We start from the raw sequence: 16,321 nt of genomic DNA, 5'->3' as shown, positions 1-16,321 counted from the left end.
GAACTCAGCAGTGAAACCGCTCAGCGCCGATGGTAGTGTGGGGTCTCCCCATGCGAGAGTAGGTCATCGTCAGGCACTTCTTCAGAGAAAACCCCGAGCACATCCGTGTTCGGGGTTTTTTCATTTCTTCCCGGAGTTCAGGGCCAAGATCGTGGCTGCCTGCCTCCAGCCTGGCGTCTCCATCGCCCAAGTCGCCCTGCACACGGCCTGAATACCAACCTCGTTCAGACCCGGATCCGCAAGGCCAAGCGGCAAAGCCGGGCACCCGGACGGATACCTCGGTCGTGCCAGAGCCTGGCGTATACTTTTCTTACCTTGCGTGAGTTGGCGAAAGGGGGAGGACTATCGGATGCAACACCTGAACGTGACCGTGCTGCTCGGCGACCCCCGGCTACCGTATGCCTATGCCGTCGATGGGATGTTCGGTGCCGAGGAGCTAAAGGCGGTCGAGCAACTGCGAAGTGTCTTGAAGCGCCTGGCGGGGTATCGCTTCAGCTACCTTGATGACCATGCCAGGCTGATCGACGACCTGCGCACTCATCCTCCCGATCTGGCGCTGAACTTCTGCGATACCGGGTTCCGCAACGATTGGGAGTTGGAGCGCAATGTGCCGGCATTGCTGGAAATCCTCGATATCCCCTATACCGGTGCCGACCCGATGAGCATCAGCCTGACCACCGACAAGGCCTTGGTTCGTGCGCTGGCGGCCGGGCAGGGGATTCCCGTGCCCAACGAGACCTACGTGGAGCTGTCCGCCGATCCTCTGGTACTGCCGAGCATCTATCCCTGCCTGATCAAGCCGAACAGCAGTGGTGGAAGCTTCGGCATCACGCGGGACTGCGTGGTGCATGATGCCAGCGAGGCGGAGGCCTATCTGCGCTGGCTGGCTGAGGAGCTTGCGGTCGCGGATGCGCTGATCCAGGACTTCCTGACCGGCCCGGAGTATACCGTGGGGCTGGTCGGCAATCCCCAGACAGGCTTCACGGTGCTACCGCCGTTGGAGATCGACTATAGCGCTCTCGACCCCGTTCTGCCGCCGATTCTCACTTATGGCTCGAAAGCCGACCCTGACTCGCCGTACTGGAAGAAGCTGAGTTTCCGTCGCGCGGAGATCGACGACGTCAAGTGGAGCCAACTGGTCGATTATTCCGTGAAGCTGTTCCGTCGGCTGGGGCTGCGTGATTACGCCCGCTTCGACTTCCGCGAAGGCGAGGATGGGCAACCCCGGCTGCTCGATGCCAACACCAATCCAACCTGGTACTGGGACGGCAAGCTGGCGCTGATGGCCGAGTGGGCCGGCTACCCTTATCACGAGCTGCTGAGCTTGATCCTCGAGGCGGCGACAGCGCGCTACGAACTCGGCGGGACGTCCTGACCTGGCGGCACACCACCGAGCCGTTATGGGCCATTCACAGCAGCTCGCGGGCGACTTCCTCGTCCCAGTCGCGGCGGGCGAACAGCGTACCGCCTTCGTAGGCTTTCAGTATGCCGCGGATGCGAAAGCTCTGCGGTGTTGCGGTGAGCTGCGTGCGGCACTCCAGTCGCGTGGACCAGTCGCCACGGCGATGCGTGGTGGTTTGTTCGACCGTCGATTCGGCCAGGTCCGGGTTGTAGTCGTGAATGCGGTAGGTCTTGGTGATGGTGTAGCCGACGGTCAGGTCGATATCCTCGATCCGGGCGAGGGCAGCGTCGCCGAAGTCTCCGCCGGTGGTCGAGATGCGGTAGACCGTCATGCCGGTGGTCAGGTCCCGCTCGGCCTGACGGCGGAGGGGCGCGACGGTGAGCGTCGTCATCTCGGGCATGGGAGCGCGCTCCGGCGGTTCGAAGGCCCGCAGCTCGGCGTCTTCCGAGCGCGGCGGTCGTGCCGGAAGCTGCAGTCGGCTGGTGCCGGTGTAGAGGGTCAGGTTGACGGGCTCCGGTGCCGGCCAGATCACCGGCCAGTAGCTGGTCGAGATTGCCAGGCGGATGGTGTGTCCGGGGGCGAAGGCATAGGCGATGTCGTTCAGCTTCACCGTCACACGATAGCGGCGCCCGGGCTCCAGTGGTTCGGGATATTCGCGACTGTCGCGCTGGGTCAGGTTGAGAATGCCGTAGCTGACCCGGGCGGACGCGCCGTCGGGGGCGACATCATTGAGGCGTACGATAACGTAGGCGACAGGGCGGTCGGCTGCCAGTTCCAGTGAGGCGATGGGAGCGCCGAGAATTTCCAGGCGCTCCGTCAGGGGATCGGAGTCGAAGACCAACGACTTGCCGTCGTCCTCACGCTGGTCCGTGGGCGATTCGCCTTCCGCCCCGAAGCCGTACCAGTCCCCCGCCGCCAGCCCGGTGGTCTGCGGGGACGCGATCCGCATCCGGTCTTCGCTGTCGGGGCGTTCGCCCAGCGACAGCACGTTGAGGTAGAAGGTGTGCGGTTGCAGGCGTCCCGATGGCCAGGTTTCCTCCGCCACCCAACGGCCCGGCCTTTCCGCGTGCATCGGGGCGGGCGGCACGTATTCCTCCATCCATACCCGCAGCATGGGTTCGTCCATGAGCCCGCTGTCGATTCCCTTCAGCCAGTGATCCCACCAGCGCAGCGCCTCCTGGAAGAAACCGATGGCCGGGCCGGGCAGGGCGGCGTGGGGAAAGGCGTGCGACCATGGTCCGATCAATGCCTTGCGCGGTACCTTCAGGCCGGCCATAAGGCGCGGAATGGCATCCACGTAGCCGTCGGCCCAGCCACCCACCGCGTAGACGGGACAGGCGATCGCGTCGAAGTCCTCGCAGATCGAACCATGCTTCCAATATTCGTCACGCTGCGGGTGGCGCATCCACACCAAGGGGTAGAACGGCGCGTTGTCTATCCGGTGGCGCCACTTTGCACGCCAGTCGCCACCCACGATATCGGGGTCGGGGGGCGTGGTGGCGCAGGACAGCAGGACCGAGCCCCAGCCGAGGTTCTCGTTGAGCAGGCAACCGCCCTGGTAGTGCACGTCGTCACTGTAGCGATCGTCGGTGGAGCACATGGTAATGATGGCCTTGAGCGGCGCGGGGCGCATGGCGGCGACCTGGAGCGCGTTGAAACCGCCCCAGGAGATGCCCATCATGCCGACCTCGCCGTTGCACCACGGCTGGGCGACCAGCCAGTCGATGGCGTCGACGGCGTCATCGAGTTCCTGCTGCAGGTATTCGTCCAGCAGCAGCCCGTCGGAATCGCCGCTGCCGCGCAGGTCGAGCCGGATACAGGCATAGCCATGCCCGGCGAAGTAGCGATGCAGCGGTTCGTCGCGCAGGCGCGTGAAATCGCGCTTGCGATAGGGCATGTACTCCAGGATGGCCGGCACGGGGCTATGCTCCGCGTCGGTGGGTAGCCAGACGCGAGCCGCCAGCCGGATGCCATCGGACATGGGAATCCAAACGTTTTCTATGACCCGGACTTCGCGCGGAAAGTCATGGACGATCTTCATGGCACCCTCTGTGGGGCCTGTGGGGGAGAGTGCGCCGCAACGGCAATGCATGTCCTAATGATATACGATAAAAAGGCTTCCACTGGCCCGGCATCGGTGCCGGCCCAATAGTCGGGGGGACGCGAAATGAACGATGGGCAAGCGGCCGCGGTGACGGTCATCGAGAATAGCTGGATCCCCATGCCCGACGGCTGTCGCCTGGCCGCCAAGTTATGGCTTCCCGCGGATGCCACGGATCATCCGGTTCCCGCGATCCTTGAATACATTCCCTATCGCAAGCGCGATTTCAAGGCCGTGCGCGACAGTGAAGTCCACGGTTTCTTCGCTCGTCACGGCTATGCCGGCGTGCGCGTGGACCTGCGCGGCAGCGGCGACTCAGATGGCGTGCTTCACGACGAGTACCTGCCCCAGGAACTGGCCGACGGCGTCGAGGTGATCCGCTGGATCGCCGCCCAGCCGTGGTGCAACGGCCGTGTAGGGATGATCGGTATCTCCTGGGGCGGTTTCAACGGTCTGCAGATCGCCGCCTTGCAACCGCCCGAGTTGCAGGCCGTGATCACCGTCTGCTCGTCCGACGACCGCTATACCGACGATGTGCATTACATGGGCGGCTGTCTGCTGACGGACAACCTGTCGTGGGCGTCGGTGATGTTGTCCTATAATGCCTGTCCGCCGGACCCGGCCATCGTCGGCGAACACTGGCGCGATTTGTGGTTCCAGCGCCTCGAGGAAAGCGGACTGTGGCTCAAGACCTGGCTGGAGCACCAGCGGCGCGATGCGTTCTGGCAGCATGCTTCCGTTTGCGAGGACTTCGCGGCGATTCGTTGCCCGGTGTTCGCGGTCAGCGGCTGGGCCGACGGTTATTGCAACACCGTATTCCGGCTGATCCGCCATCTCGACGTGCCGCGCAAGGGCCTGGTGGGCCCTTGGGGCCACAAGTATCCGCACATGGGCGGTCCCGGTCCCTCCATCGATTTCCTCGGCGAATGCGTGCGCTGGTGGGACCGCTGGTTGAAGGACATCGATAACGGTGTCGACGTCGAGCCGATGCTGAGGGCCTGGATGCAGGACAGCATATCGCCCATCAGTGACGAACGCCCCGGACGTTGGGTGGCCGAGGACGAATGGCCGAGCCGGCGCCTTCAGACGTGGGTCTATGGCTTGACCCCGGGGCGGCTCGAACCGGGTGGTGACAACGCCGTCACTAATGCGCCTCCACTCGAGGTCCGCAGCCCGCTCAGCGTGGGGATGTTCGCCGGCAAGTGGTGCAGCTACTCGGAAAGCACCGATCTGCCCACCGACCAGCGCCTGGAGGATGGCGGTTCGCTGTGTTTCGACACGGCGCCGCTCGAGGAAGACATCGAGATCCTGGGGCAGCCTGTGGTCGAACTCGAACTGTCGGCGGACCAGCCGCAGGCGATGGTCGCCGTCCGGCTGTCCGATATCGGCTCCGAAGGCACGGTGACGCTGGTCACCTACGGCCTTCTGAACCTCAGTCATCGTGGCGGGCATGCCCGGCCCGAACCGGTTCGCCCCGGTGAGTGGTATCGGGTTTCGGTGCGGCTGAATCACGTCGCCCAGCGGTTTCCTGCGGGCAACCGCATCCGGGTGGCCATCTCGTCGTCCTACTGGCCGCTGGCCTGGCCGTCGCCGGTTCCCGCGACCCTGACGCTCCACCCCGGCGGTCGTCTCCTGCTCCCTTCGCGTCCGATGCGGGAGGCGGATGCCGGCCTGCTCGATCTCGGCGTGCCAAGAGCGGCGCCGGGGCCGACGACGACGCTGCTGGTGCCGGCGCATCGCGAATGGACGGTACTGTTCAACCTGGCCACCAACGAGGCCACCCTGCAGGTCATCGATAACGATGGCCAGTGGCGCCTCGACGAGTTGGGCCTCACCATTGGCTACGACGTCACCGAGCGCTATCGCTATGCCAACGACGATTACGCCACGTTGAGAGGCGAGGTGGTCAATAGCCGCAGCTTCGAGCGAGGCGACTGGCGCATCGTCGTGGCCACTCGCACGCAGTTGACCTCGACGCCGACACACTTCCACTTGAATGCCACCGTCGATGCCTACGAGGGCGATGAGCGCGTCTTCTCCACCACCTGGAATGAAACCGTGCCGCGCGACAACATCTGATGCTTGCCGCGAAACGGCGGCCCGAGAGCCCTGACTCAAGCCCACGCAGTGGGAGAAGGGGCGTCAGGCACCTATCCCGAAACCCCAGCCTCCTTCGAGGCTGGGGTTTCTTCATTTAGGGGCCTCCCCATGGAGTCGGGTCGCCGGTGGGAAACGTGGCTGATATGATAGCGAGTTTTGCCGATCATGCCTTTCTGGAGCCGAGCCTTGACCCTGACGACCCCGGCGCTGCTGTTTCCCGCCATTTCCTTGCTGTTGCTGGCCTATACCAACCGTTTCCTGGTGCTGGCCCAGCTGATCCGCAAGCTGGCCGATGAGGAACGCAACCAGCACCAGGACGTCAATGCCAGGCAGATCCTGCTGCTACGCCAGCGGATTTCGCTGACCAAGCGCATGCAGCTGGCCGGAGTGATGAGCTTTCTGCTGTGTACCCTCTCGATGTTTGCACTGTTCCTGTCGCTGGAATTCACCGGTATGGTGCTGTTCGGCATCAGCCTGCTAAGCCTGTCTGTCTCGCTGGTCTATTCCCTGTGGGAGATCCAGATCTCGACCAATGCCCTCAATGTGCAGCTACAGGATATCGAGGACGTGCTGGCGTCGGGCTCGCCCGCTGAATCGCCTGGCAAGTCGGGAGAAGACGCATGACGTCTCCCGTCGAACTGTTGTGCTATTGCCGCCCGGGGTTCGAACCGGATCTTGCCGCCGAGATCACCGAGAAGGCCGAGGCCATCGGGTGGACGGGGCAGGCGCTCTTCGATGCCAATGCCGGCTTCGTGCGCTTCCGGGTCGAGGGCGATGAGCCGGTCAATGCCCTGCATCGCGAGCTGCCGTTGATGTCCCTGGTATTCGCGCGCCAGAGCCTGGTGGCACTGCCGCCGCTGTCACTTGCGCGCGAGGACCGCCTGACCCCCATCGTCGAACAGGTCGTGGCCAGCGGCTGGAGCTTCGAGTCGCTCTGGCAGGAGACGCCCGACACCAATGACGCCAAGGCGCTGGCTGGCCTGATCAAGGCACTGAACCGACCGCTGGAGTCGGTGCTGAAGAAGCGCAAGGCGCTGCGGCGCAAGGCCGGTGGGCGGCGCCTGCATCTGCTCTGGAGGGCCGGCGACCGGGTACAGCTGGGCATGAGCTTCCCCGGTAACCGCAGCGAGATGCCGGGGGGCATTCGCCGGCTACGTTTCCCCCACAGTGCCCCGAGTCGCTCGACCCTGAAGCTCGAGGAGGCCTGGCACGAGTTCGTGCCCCGGGAGCAGTGGGACACGCGACTGGCCGAAGGGATGCAGGCCGCGGATCTCGGCGCCGCTCCCGGCGGCTGGACCTGGCAACTGGCGAAGCGCGGAATGCACGTCTATGCCATCGACAACGGCCCCATGGACAAGGCCTTGATGGCCACGGGGCTGGTGGAACACCTGCGTGAGGATGGCTTCGTCTGGGAACCACCCTATCGTCTGGACTGGCTGGTCTGCGACATCGTCGACAAGCCGGCCCGGGTGGAAGCGATGATGGAGCGCTGGCTGGTGCGGCGCTGGTGTCGCGAAGCGGTGTTCAATCTCAAGCTGCCGATGCGGCGGCGCTGGCCCGAGGTTGCCTCCTGCCTCGAGCGTCTCGCGCAGGCACTGGCGGAGGCCGGGATAGCGGCAGAGATCGGCTGCCGTCACCTCTATCACGATCGTGAGGAGGTGACGGTGCACGTGCGGATCACGGACTGATCCGCACCGTTGACGAGTGGCGGGCGTCCGGCTACCTCGTGGGTTCGTAGATCCGGATGCGCTCGTCCTCGGTCAGCAGGGGCAGGAGACGCTGTATCACCCGGGCGCGCTCCTCACTGGTGTACCATTCCTTCCAGGCGCGCAGGTCGCGCCACTTGGTGATCATCAGGCGTCGGTCGCTGTGCCCGAGCTCGACGAGGCTCTCGCCGCCCACGAAGCCGCGTGCACCCAGGGAGTGGCGCATGGCTTCACGAGCGGCTACCTCGTATTCCTCCTCGAGTCCGGGCATGATGCGACGTTCGATAATGATCTTGATCATCTAGTTGCTCCCTACTGATTGCTTCCCACGACGAGGTCATCGATGGTTGATTCCACTGATTCCCCGCCCGATTATCAAGCAGAACTCGACACCACCGGGCTCTACTGCCCCGAGCCGATCATGCTGATGCACAACAAGGTGCGCGACATGCGTGCCGGCGAGGTGCTCAAGGTGGTCGCCAGCGATCCGGCGACCACCCGGGACGTACCCAGGTTCTGCAGCTTCCTCGGACACGAGTTGGTTCATCAGCAGGAGCTCGATGGCTGTTATCTCTACTTTATCCGGTTGGGGTAAGCGACATCCGGTTGGGGTAAGCGAGGGCCCTCGGCTCAGCCCGACGGCGGGCCGGTCTCGTCATCGGGCATCACCATCAGCGCCAGTGCCTCCAGGGTGGCGGGATCCTCGCGGCGAATGCGGTTGGCGATCCGGCGCTGGAAGAAGTAGACCACCCGATGACGGCTGTGGCCGGGGTAGAGGCAGGCATCACCGGGGAGGATCGGCGTCGAGTCCACCAGTCGCTCGTCGGCCAGCAAGGCCTCCACCGAGCCATCGTTGTAGAGTCGCCAGCCGAATACCTGCTTGAGCTGCCAGGGGGCGTCGCCCTCGTCCATGCACAGGGCGTGGGTGCCCTGGGTCTCGGGGAGCTGCTGGATGAGGGTGGTCTCGCTGGTGTCTTCGTAGTCGAAGTAGGCCGCGGCGTGCTCGAGCTCCAGCACCTTGTGCTCGGGGGCCGATTCGAAGAGCTCTTCGGTCTCCGGATCGCGATACCCGACGAAGCTGCCGTGTTCGGGGTCATCCAGGCGGTGACAGGGAGTCAGCGCCTCCATCCAGGGCACCAGTCCGACCACCTCGCCATCCTCGCGCAGGCCCCAGGCGAGCAGTGGCATGCCATAGAGGGTGTCGGGGCTGGAGGCGAGCCGGTAGACCATCTCCAGGCTATCCAGTTCGGGAGCCAGGCGGATCAGGCGGCGCCTGGCACGCTGACGCTGGCGCATGATCTCCAGGTCGATGACCTGGGCCGGGCGGGGTGACAGCGGGATACCCATGATCTCCCTCCACGTGCTGCGTGTTCACGGCATCGGCTTCTGGGGGCCGTCGGGCCTGACGCTGATCCGTTGCGAAACCAGGGATGCTCGCCACGATCGCTCAAGCCCGGCAGGCCCTTGGGCCGGACGGTAGCGCACTGCGTCACTCGTTGCACAACCAATAGCACAGTCGCTCTCGCAGGTTAAGCCCCTCGGGGCAAACGGCAGCGACGGGCGAGCTCCTCCCGCAGGGACTCGTGGCGCTCGCGGGCGGCGTCGAACGCCGGCAAGGGGGCCTCGGGGGCCTCCAGCGAGAGCCAGCGACGGCGATAGTCGGCGACCGGCTCGGGCCCTTCGGTCTGGGCCTCTAGCAGTTCGTCGATGGCACCGAGCCAGCCCCTGGCGGTCTTCTCGAGCCGTGCGAGCCAGGCCTCCAGTCGTGCGTGTTCGGGCGACTGGTGAAGTTCGTCGGGGAACCCCGACAAGCGGGAACAGCTACGCTCCAGGGAATGCTCGAGCAACTCGGAAGCCTCCTCCAGGCGCTGCTCGGCCAGCAGCAGGGTGCGCAGCAGCTCGGCGGAGAAGGGCCGGGTCCGCAGCGTCTTGAGGTGGCCTTCCAGGGTCGCCGAGTCGGGCTGCCAGCCGGGATCGAACTGGTGGAGGGTGGTGTCGCGCAGGTAGGCCAGTGCGGCGAGTTGGTCGTCATGGGGCCGGGTCTCCGCCGGCGAGAGCGGCGAACTGGCGCGGGAGAAGCTGCCGGCCCATTCGCTCGAGTCGAACAGGGCGTTCCAGCTGACCCGCGGCAACTGCTCCGTCTTGGCCTCGGTGAGCCGTGCCAGGCGCTCCCGGTCGCTCTCGGCGAGGGTCTCGGGCACCTCGCTGCGCCAGCAGGCATCGAGGCGGCGCCACAGTTCCAGCTCATAGAGCCAGCGCTGGCTGGCGGGCGCCACCCGGCCGAGCTGGTTGTTGCGTCCGGCCACCAGGCTGGTGATATGACACTCGCGCAGGGCATAGACGTTGAGCATGCCGTCGCGGGTCTCGGGGATCTCGAGCAGGCGCTCGCGCTTGTCGGGGAAACTGCCGATATTGTCGGGTGAGCGGGGGGCGGGGGCCTCGAGCCCGAGGCTGGCGGCGAGGCGTTGCTGGTACTCGGTCAGCAGGGTGTCGCTCTCGCCGCCAGCGCTACCACCGCAGCCGACCAGCAGGGCGGCCACTAACACCAGCCATGGCCAGTGGCGGGTGCGTCGCTCAGTCCCGAGGGAGTTCCAGTCGCCCATGCGCCACCGCCTTGCCCATTCGCCGCAGGCGCTCGCCGAGGAGCAGGGCCGCCACGCTGAGCCCGGCGATCAGGCCGATCCAGTAGCCGTGCACCCCGAGCGGCTCGGTCCAGCCGAACGGCCCCCGGGTGCCGAGCCAGTGCCCGCCCCCCAGCCCCACCAGCCAGTAGGCCACCAGGGTGATCAGCATGATCACGCGGGTGTCCTTGTAGCCGCGCAGGGCACCGGCCAGGTTCACCTGCAGCGAATCCGACACCTGGAAGATCATGGCCAGTATGACCAGCGAAAGCGCCAGGCGTTGCACCGCCACATCGTGGGTATAGAGCGCGATCACCGGTTCGGCGGTGAGCCACAGCAGCAGGCTGTTGAGCCCCGCCACCAGCAGGCTGATGACGATGCCGTTCCAGGCCACCAGGCGGGCGAACTCGGGCCGGCCCTGCCCCAGGGTGTTGCCCACCCGCACGGTCAGCGCCATGCTCAGCGACAGCGGGAGCATGAACAGGATCGAGGTGTAGTTCAGCGCCACCTGGTGGGCCGCCACCGTCACTTCGCCGAGGCTGGCGATGAACAGGGCGATCAGGGTGAACAGCGTCACCTCGACGAAGATCGCCACGCCGATCGGCACGCCCACGTAGAGCAATTCGCCGATCAGGCGCCAGCGCGGCGGCGTGGGCGTGTGCCAGAGCTCGATGTCGCCGTAGATGGGGCTCTTGTGCGTATAGGCGCTCATTGCCAGGCCCATCACCCACATGGAGAGCGCCGTGGCGATGCCGCAGCCCAGGGCGCCGAGCGCCGGCAGCGCCTGCACCCAGCCCGGCAGCCAGGTGCCGAACAGCCCACTGAGGCCGGCCCCGCCATAGATCAGCACGAAGTTGCCGGGGATGTTCACGCCGAGCCCGATCAGACTGATCCACAGCGCCGGTCGCGTATGGTTGACGCCGTCGGAGAAGGCGCGCAGCGCCTGGAACAGCGCCACCCCCGGCATGCCGAAGGCCACCGCCGCGAGGTAGGCGGCCGCGCCGCTGGCGACCTCACCGGGAACGCCCAACAGGCGAAAGATCGGCATCACCGAGAACCACAGCAGCCCCGCGGCGGCGATGCCGAGCACCAGGGCCACCCACAGCGCCTGGTGGACGTTGGGGCGGATACCGGCGAGGCGTCCGCCCCCGAGCAGCTGGGCGACGATGGGCGTGAGCCCCATCAGGGTGCCGGTCATGAACAGCATCAGCGGCAGCCACAGGCTGGAGCCCACGGATACCGCGGCCAGGTCGGTGGCGCTCAACCGGCCGGTCATCATCACGTCGACGACGCTCATGCCGGCCTGGGCGAGCTGGGCGCCGCAGATGGGCAGGGCGAGGCGGATCAGGGGTCGCGCTTCCTTGCGACTGGCGGCCAGAAGGTCGGAGGCAAACTGGGCCAAGGGGAGTGCTCCAGGCATGGGTCGAGAGATGGCCCCGACACCGCGGGGCGAACCGGTTAGTCTATCAGCCGTTGCCAATTTTCGCCTCGGCCGTCGTACCCCTATAATGGCCCGCTTTCCTGGCCCGATTCCGCCTACAGGGAGCTTGTGTGACCCATCGACTCGAGGATGTCATCACGCTGTTCGACGGCCTCTTCCGGGAGCCCTTCGGAACCCGGCTGGTGCGTGGTGGCGACGAGCCTCTCTACCTGCCGGCCGACGCTGCCTGTCCCTGGCATCGGGTGATCTTCGCCCGCGGCTTCTACGCCAGCGCGCTCCACGAGATCAGTCACTGGTGCATCGCCGGTGCCCGGCGGCGCGAGCTGGAGGACTACGGCTACTGGTACCTGCCCGACGGACGCGACGCCGCCGAACAGCAGGGCTTCGAGGCCGTCGAGGTGGCGCCCCAGGCCCTGGAATTGCTCTTCTCGCAGGCCTGCGGGCTGCGCTTCCATGTCAGCGTCGACAACCTGGGCGGGGAGGTGGCAGTCGATCGTGACGCCTTCCGTGCGCGGGTCGAAGCGCGGGCGGCGCGCTATGAGCGCGAGGGCCTGCCGGCCCGGGCGGAGGCCTTCCGCACGGCGCTCGAGGGCTTCTATCGCGGCGGCCTCGATCTGGCCAGGGCCCTCGAGGCGGGGCGCCGTCACCTGGCGACACCGGCCCGCCCCCTCGCTTCCCAGGCCTGCTGACCCAGCGCCAGCAATGGCGCCAGGGCCGGGGTGGCGCCGCGGGCCGGGTAGGCCACGCCGATGGTCTGGTGAATGTCCAGGCCCTCGAGGGGGCGGCACTGGACGTCGTGGCGGGCGAGAATCTCCGGCCAGGCCGGCACCAGGGAGGCGCCGATGCCGGCGGCCACCAGCCCCAGGGTGTACTCGATGGTGCGCAGTCGCGCCCTGACCTGGCAGCGCACGCCGGCCTCGTTGAGGGCGTCGGCCAGCCGCTCCATGGCGGCACAGGGGTGGCGCCAGATGACGGGCAGTTCCGCGAGGTCGTCGAGCGTGATCCTGCCCTTCAGCAGCAGCGGGTGCCCGCCGGGCAGGGCCAGTCGGTAGCGGTCGTACCAGATCGGCTGAAACGCCTCCTGGGGCGCCAGCTCCTGCTCGCCGATGATGCGGGCGTCGCAGGGCTCCTCCGGATTGACCAGGGTCAGCGCCAGGTTGTCGCCCTGGCCGATGTACTCCTTGAGCAGCGTCGTCATGCGGCTGGCCCCCAGCGAGCGCATCAGCCCGAGGCGCACCGGCATGGTCGGCGAGGGGCGGCGAAACAGCCGCGTGATCGCCTGCAGGTCCTCGCTGACCTGCTGTGCCAGCGGATAGAGCCGCTGTCCCTCCTCGGTGGGGGTGATGCCGCGGCGGTGACGTTCGAACAGCGTCGTGCCGAGCCGCTCTTCCAGTTGGCTCAGCGCCGCCGAGATCGACGGCTGGGCCACGTGGCAGCGCCGGGCGGCGGCGCTGATCGAACCGCCCTCGAAGGCGGCGATGAAGTAGCGCAGGCTGCGTACATCCATAGGGTTATCCTGTAGCTGGTGCAGGATATCGATATTATTCCTTTGTCAGGCTCGCGCGCTAGGCTATAGGCAATACACCATGCCGACGGGAGTCTTTCATCGTGGCCGCCCCTTTGCCCCATCACAGCCCGCCCCATCACAGCCCGCCCCATCACAGCCCGCCTCACCACAGCCCGCCCCGGGACCGCCTGCCCCAGGAGAACCGCTTCTACGCCGCCCTGCGTGACGGCGACTGGCCCCGACCCGAACGGTCCTGGCGGCTGGGCGATGTCGGCCTGAGTGCCACCGCCCTGGCCGAGCTGTTCGAGTCCCAGCTCATGAGTCGCCACCTGGACCTGCATGCCCGGCGGCTGCAGGCCCGGGGCGAGGCCTTCTACACCATCGGCAGCGCCGGCCACGAGGGCAACGCCGCCATCGCCCGGGCGTTCCGGGCGACCGATCCCGCCTTCCTGCACTACCGTGACGCCGCCTTCCTGATCCAGCGCAGCCGCGCCGTGCCGGGGCAGACACCGCTGTGGGACCTGCTGCTGAGCTTCGCCGCCTCGGCCGATGACCCCATCTCGGGCGGCCGGCACAAGGTGCTGGGGTCCCGTGCCCTCAACGTGCCCCCCCAGACCAGCACCATCGCCTCGCACCTGCCCAAGGCGGTGGGCGCCGCCTACAGCCTCGGCCTGTGGCGGCGCCTGGGCGGGGGCGGCGAGTGGCCCGCCGACAGCGTGGTGCTGTGCAGCTTCGGCGACGCCTCCTTCAACCACTCCACCGCCCAGGGGGCGCTCAATGCCGCCGCCTGGGCGGCCTACCAGGGTACGCCCATGCCGCTGGTGATGATCTGCGAGGACAACGGCATCGGCATCTCGACCTCGACGCCCCGGGGCTGGATCGAGGCCGGCATGCGCGCACGCCCCGGCTTCCACTACCTGAGCTGCGATGGCCTCGACCTGCTCGACACCTGGCGTGCCGCCCGTGAGGCGGAGCGCATCGCCCGGACCCGCAAGCAGCCGGTGTTCCTGCACATGCGCTGCGTGCGACTGTTCGGCCATGCCGGCTCCGATGCCCAGCAGGCCTACATGACGCCGCAGCGCATCAAGGCCGACGAGGCCCGCGACCCGCTGCTGGTCAGCGCCGGCCTGCTGCAGCGACATGGCGTGCTCGACACCGATGCCATCGCGGCCCTCTATCGGTCGGTGGGCGAGCGCGTCGCCCATGTGGCCGAGGAGGCGATTCGCCGCCCCAGGCTGGCAACCGCCGAGCAGGTCATGGCGAGCATCGTGCCGCCGCCCCGGCCCGGTCGACGCCGCCCCCGGGAGGAGGTGGTGGACGCCACGCCCGCACCCATGGCCAAGCTGCTCAACCAGGCGCTGCAGCGCCTGATGGCCAGCTACCCGCACCTGGTGATGGCCGGCGAGGACATCGGCCGCAAGGGCGGCGTCTACGGCGTCACCCAGCGGCTGCAGGCGCAGTTCGGCCCCCATCGGGTGATCGACACCCTGCTCGACGAGCAGAGCATCCTGGGGCTCGGTATCGGCCTGAGCCACAACGGCCTGGTTCCGATCCTCGAGATCCAGTTCCTCGCCTACCTCCACAACGCCGAGGATCAGCTGCGCGGAGAGGCCGCCACCCTGAGCTTCTTCTCCAACGGTCAATACACCAACCCCATGGTGGTGCGCATCGCCGGGCTCGGCTACCAGAAGGGCTTCGGCGGCCACTTCCACAACGACAACGCCATCGCCGTGCTGCGCGACATCCCCGGCCTGCTGGTGGCGTGCCCGTCCAATGCCGCCGACGCCGTGGGGCTGCTGCAGGAGGCGGTGCGCCTGGCCGACGAGGAGCAGCGCATCGTGGTCCTGCTCGAGCCCATCGCCCTCTACCACCATCGCGATCTGCTGGAGGAGGGCGACCAGCGGTGGTGCTTCGCCGACCCGGGGCCGGAACATCGCCTGCCGGTGGGTGAGCTCGGCTGTTGGGGCGAGGGGCACGAGCTCGCCATCGTCACCTATGGCAACGGGGTCTACCTCGCCCGTCAGGCCGCCGCGCGGCTCGAGGCCGAAGGCATTGCCCCGCGCATCGTCGACCTGCGCTGGCTCACCGCCATCGACCACGACGCCGTGTATCACCGGGTGGTCGACTGCGACCAGGTCCTGGTGGTGGATGAGTGCCGGCGCTCGGGCTCGATCAGCGAGGAACTGGTCACCGCCCTGGTCGAGCGTGGCGTGGAGAGCCGCCGCCTGCATCGCCTGACCGCCGAGGACAGCTTCATTCCGCTGGGCCGGGCCGCCACCGTGACCCTGCCGTCGAGCGAGGCGATCGCCGAGCGGGCGCGACACCTGGTGAGGTCCGGTTGCAAGGAGGAAAGGGCTGCCGACGAGGCGGCCCAGGGAACACTGGCAGGGAGCGATGAGGCATGAGCGGGACGCGCGAACGGTTGCTGGTCGTCTGTCCGGGACGCGGTACCTACAACCAGACCGAATGGGGTAGCCTGCTCCGGCACGCCGCCGGAAGCGAGTGGCTGGCGCGCTTCGACGCCCGGCGGCGCGAGGCGGGGCTGCCGACCCTGAGCGAGCTGGACGGCGAGATGCCCTTTCGCCAGAGCCTGCACGGGCGAGGCGAGCACGCCGCGCCGCTGATCCACGCCTGTGCCCTCGCCGACCTGCTGGCCATCGACCCCGGGCGCTACGAGATCGTCGCGGTCACCGGCAACTCCATGGGGTGGTATATCGCCTTGGCGGCGGGGGGCGCCCTGGAGCACGAGGAGGCCTTCACGCTGATCGGCAGCATGGGGCTGATGATGCAGGAAGCCCTGATCGGCGGTCAGCTGCTCTACCCGTGGGTGGACGAGCAGTGGCGGCCGCAATGGTCGCGGCGCCGTGAGCTGCTGGCGCTGATCGGGCGGCTGCACGGCGAGGAGGAGCGCGAGCTCTACCTGTCGATCGAGCTGGGCGGCATGCTGGTGTTCGGCGGCAACGAGGCGGGGCTGGCCGCGCTGAGCGAGGCGCTGCCGCCGCGGGAGCGCTTCCCCTTGCGGCTGCCTCAGCATGCCGCCTTCCATACCCCGCTGCAGCGGGAGGTGAGGGACGCCGCCCGTGAGCGGTTCACCGCCGCCCCGTTCCGGGCGCCGCGGGTGCCGCTGGTCGACGGTCGCGGCCATGTCTGGACGCCCTGGAGCTGTGACCCCCGGGCGCTCTGGGACTACACCCTCGGCGAACAGCTGGTGGCGCCCTATGACTTCACCGCGGCGCTGCGCGTCGGGGTGCGCGAGTTCGCGCCGGACCGCATCGTGATTCCCGGCCCCGGTGCCACCCTGGGCGGCGCCACGGCCCAGGCACTGATCCAGCTCGGCTGGCAGGGGCTGGACGACAAGGCGGCCTTCCAGGCCCGCCAGGCAGAGGACCCGCTGTTGATCAGCATGGGCATCGAGGCGCAGCGGAACCTGGTGGTTGGTTAGG

At 67.4% G+C, this 16,321-nt stretch carries 14 protein-coding genes and 1 rRNA gene; 9 read left to right on the top strand and 6 right to left on the bottom strand.

Going from position 1 to position 16,321, the window contains the following annotated elements; genetic code table 11:
* Both rrf and MKP05_RS17665 read left to right on the top strand, forming a co-directional pair.
* A 5S ribosomal RNA gene (gene rrf, locus MKP05_RS22155) occupies positions 1-75 on the top strand; the annotation flags it as partial.
* Positions 76-349: 274 nt separating this feature from the next.
* Positions 350-1,375 (top strand): D-alanine--D-alanine ligase family protein, encoded by a 1,026-nt coding sequence (locus MKP05_RS17665; protein WP_240569489.1) that lies wholly within the window; start codon positions 350-352, stop codon positions 1,373-1,375.
* A 34-nt stretch (positions 1,376-1,409) separates the two neighbouring features.
* Here the strand turns inward: MKP05_RS17665 and MKP05_RS17660 are convergent, their stop codons facing one another.
* Positions 1,410-3,383 carry a CocE/NonD family hydrolase gene (locus MKP05_RS17660; protein WP_240569488.1) on the bottom strand — a complete coding sequence of 658 codons (1,974 nt, stop codon included), beginning with the start codon at positions 3,381-3,383 and terminating at the stop codon, positions 1,410-1,412.
* A 186-nt stretch (positions 3,384-3,569) separates the two neighbouring features.
* Here MKP05_RS17660 and MKP05_RS17655 point away from each other — a divergent pair, with 186 nt between their 5' ends.
* The 3 genes from MKP05_RS17655 (at position 3,570) to rlmM (ending at position 7,291) form a co-directional block, all read left to right on the top strand.
* Positions 3,570-5,582 (top strand): CocE/NonD family hydrolase, encoded by a 2,013-nt coding sequence (locus tag MKP05_RS17655; protein WP_240569487.1) that lies wholly within the window; start codon positions 3,570-3,572, stop codon positions 5,580-5,582.
* A gap of 207 nt (positions 5,583-5,789) precedes the next feature.
* The gene (locus tag MKP05_RS17650) at positions 5,790-6,227 is read left to right on the top strand and encodes a DUF2721 domain-containing protein (RefSeq protein WP_240569486.1); all 438 of its coding nucleotides are present in this window, start codon (positions 5,790-5,792) and stop codon (positions 6,225-6,227) included.
* Positions 6,224-7,291 (top strand): 23S rRNA (cytidine(2498)-2'-O)-methyltransferase RlmM, encoded by a 1,068-nt coding sequence (rlmM, locus tag MKP05_RS17645; RefSeq protein WP_240569485.1) that lies wholly within the window; start codon positions 6,224-6,226, stop codon positions 7,289-7,291. Before MKP05_RS17650 ends, rlmM begins: the two co-directional genes overlap by 4 nt.
* A gap of 31 nt (positions 7,292-7,322) precedes the next feature.
* On the opposite strand, the gene MKP05_RS17640 is transcribed toward rlmM, so the two are convergent.
* Positions 7,323-7,610 (bottom strand): antibiotic biosynthesis monooxygenase family protein, encoded by a 288-nt coding sequence (locus MKP05_RS17640; RefSeq protein ID WP_110282036.1) that lies wholly within the window; start codon positions 7,608-7,610, stop codon positions 7,323-7,325.
* A gap of 42 nt (positions 7,611-7,652) precedes the next feature.
* On the opposite strand from MKP05_RS17640, the gene tusA reads away from it, so the two are divergent.
* Positions 7,653-7,904: a sulfurtransferase TusA gene (gene tusA / locus MKP05_RS17635; protein ID WP_110282035.1), complete on the top strand. Its 252-nt coding sequence runs from the start codon at positions 7,653-7,655 to the stop codon at positions 7,902-7,904.
* A 35-nt stretch (positions 7,905-7,939) separates the two neighbouring features.
* Here the strand turns inward: tusA and MKP05_RS17630 are convergent, their stop codons facing one another.
* The 3 genes from MKP05_RS17630 to MKP05_RS17620 all read right to left on the bottom strand — a co-directional run bounded on the left by MKP05_RS17630 (position 7,940) and on the right by MKP05_RS17620 (position 11,332).
* The gene (locus MKP05_RS17630) at positions 7,940-8,656 is read right to left on the bottom strand and encodes a hypothetical protein (RefSeq protein WP_110282034.1); all 717 of its coding nucleotides are present in this window, start codon (positions 8,654-8,656) and stop codon (positions 7,940-7,942) included.
* Positions 8,657-8,838: 182 nt separating this feature from the next.
* Positions 8,839-9,912 carry a DUF3080 family protein gene (locus MKP05_RS17625; RefSeq protein ID WP_240569484.1) on the bottom strand — a complete coding sequence of 358 codons (1,074 nt, stop codon included), beginning with the start codon at positions 9,910-9,912 and terminating at the stop codon, positions 8,839-8,841.
* On the bottom strand, positions 9,884-11,332 hold the full coding sequence (locus MKP05_RS17620; protein WP_240569483.1) for an MATE family efflux transporter: 1,449 nt from the start codon (positions 11,330-11,332) through the stop codon (positions 9,884-9,886). Before MKP05_RS17620 ends, MKP05_RS17625 begins: the two co-directional genes overlap by 29 nt.
* Positions 11,333-11,481: 149 nt before the next feature.
* Between MKP05_RS17620 and MKP05_RS17615 the strand changes: the two genes are divergently transcribed.
* On the top strand, positions 11,482-12,060 hold the full coding sequence (locus MKP05_RS17615) for an elongation factor P hydroxylase (RefSeq protein ID WP_240569482.1): 579 nt from the start codon (positions 11,482-11,484) through the stop codon (positions 12,058-12,060).
* On the opposite strand, the gene MKP05_RS17610 is transcribed toward MKP05_RS17615, so the two are convergent.
* Complete coding sequence (locus tag MKP05_RS17610) at positions 12,015-12,878, bottom strand: LysR family transcriptional regulator (protein WP_240569481.1); 864 nt, start codon at positions 12,876-12,878, stop codon at positions 12,015-12,017. The two genes, MKP05_RS17615 and MKP05_RS17610, sit on opposite strands and share 46 nt — an antisense overlap.
* Before the next feature lie 101 nt (positions 12,879-12,979).
* Between MKP05_RS17610 and MKP05_RS17605 the strand changes: the two genes are divergently transcribed.
* A complete protein-coding gene (locus MKP05_RS17605; RefSeq protein WP_240569480.1) occupies positions 12,980-15,283 on the top strand; it encodes a thiamine pyrophosphate-dependent enzyme in 2,304 nt (767 codons plus the stop codon).
* Complete coding sequence (locus MKP05_RS17600) at positions 15,280-16,320, top strand: ACP S-malonyltransferase (protein WP_240569479.1); 1,041 nt, start codon at positions 15,280-15,282, stop codon at positions 16,318-16,320. The genes MKP05_RS17605 and MKP05_RS17600 overlap by 4 nt, the downstream gene beginning before the upstream one ends.
* The last annotated feature ends 1 nt before the right edge of the window (position 16,321 follow it).

The organism is Halomonas flagellata, from assembly GCF_022487945.1.
In the GTDB taxonomy this organism is placed as follows: Bacteria; Pseudomonadota; Gammaproteobacteria; order Pseudomonadales; family Halomonadaceae; genus Halomonas; species Halomonas flagellata.
The sequence above is the reverse complement of the archived record's forward strand: the minus strand, read 5'-3'. Positions and strand labels throughout refer to the sequence as shown.

Excerpts from the sequence above, each read along its gene's own strand:
- tusA (WP_110282035.1), top strand. The coding sequence starts at position 7,653 with ATGGTTGATTCCACTGATTCCCCGCCCGATTATCAAGCAGAACTCGAC.
- MKP05_RS17660 (WP_240569488.1), bottom strand. The coding sequence starts at position 3,383 with ATGTCCGATGGCATCCGGCTGGCGGCTCGCGTCTGGCTACCCACCGAC.
- MKP05_RS17640 (WP_110282036.1), bottom strand. The coding sequence starts at position 7,610 with ATGATCAAGATCATTATCGAACGTCGCATCATGCCCGGACTCGAGGAG.
- MKP05_RS17600 (WP_240569479.1), top strand. The coding sequence starts at position 15,280 with ATGAGCGGGACGCGCGAACGGTTGCTGGTCGTCTGTCCGGGACGCGGT.
- rlmM (WP_240569485.1), top strand. The coding sequence starts at position 6,224 with ATGACGTCTCCCGTCGAACTGTTGTGCTATTGCCGCCCGGGGTTCGAA.
- MKP05_RS17655 (WP_240569487.1), top strand. The coding sequence starts at position 3,570 with ATGAACGATGGGCAAGCGGCCGCGGTGACGGTCATCGAGAATAGCTGG.
- MKP05_RS17665 (WP_240569489.1), top strand. The coding sequence starts at position 350 with ATGCAACACCTGAACGTGACCGTGCTGCTCGGCGACCCCCGGCTACCG.
- MKP05_RS17625 (WP_240569484.1), bottom strand. The coding sequence starts at position 9,912 with ATGGGCGACTGGAACTCCCTCGGGACTGAGCGACGCACCCGCCACTGG.
- MKP05_RS17630 (WP_110282034.1), bottom strand. The coding sequence starts at position 8,656 with ATGGGTATCCCGCTGTCACCCCGCCCGGCCCAGGTCATCGACCTGGAG.
- MKP05_RS17610 (WP_240569481.1), bottom strand. The coding sequence starts at position 12,878 with ATGGATGTACGCAGCCTGCGCTACTTCATCGCCGCCTTCGAGGGCGGT.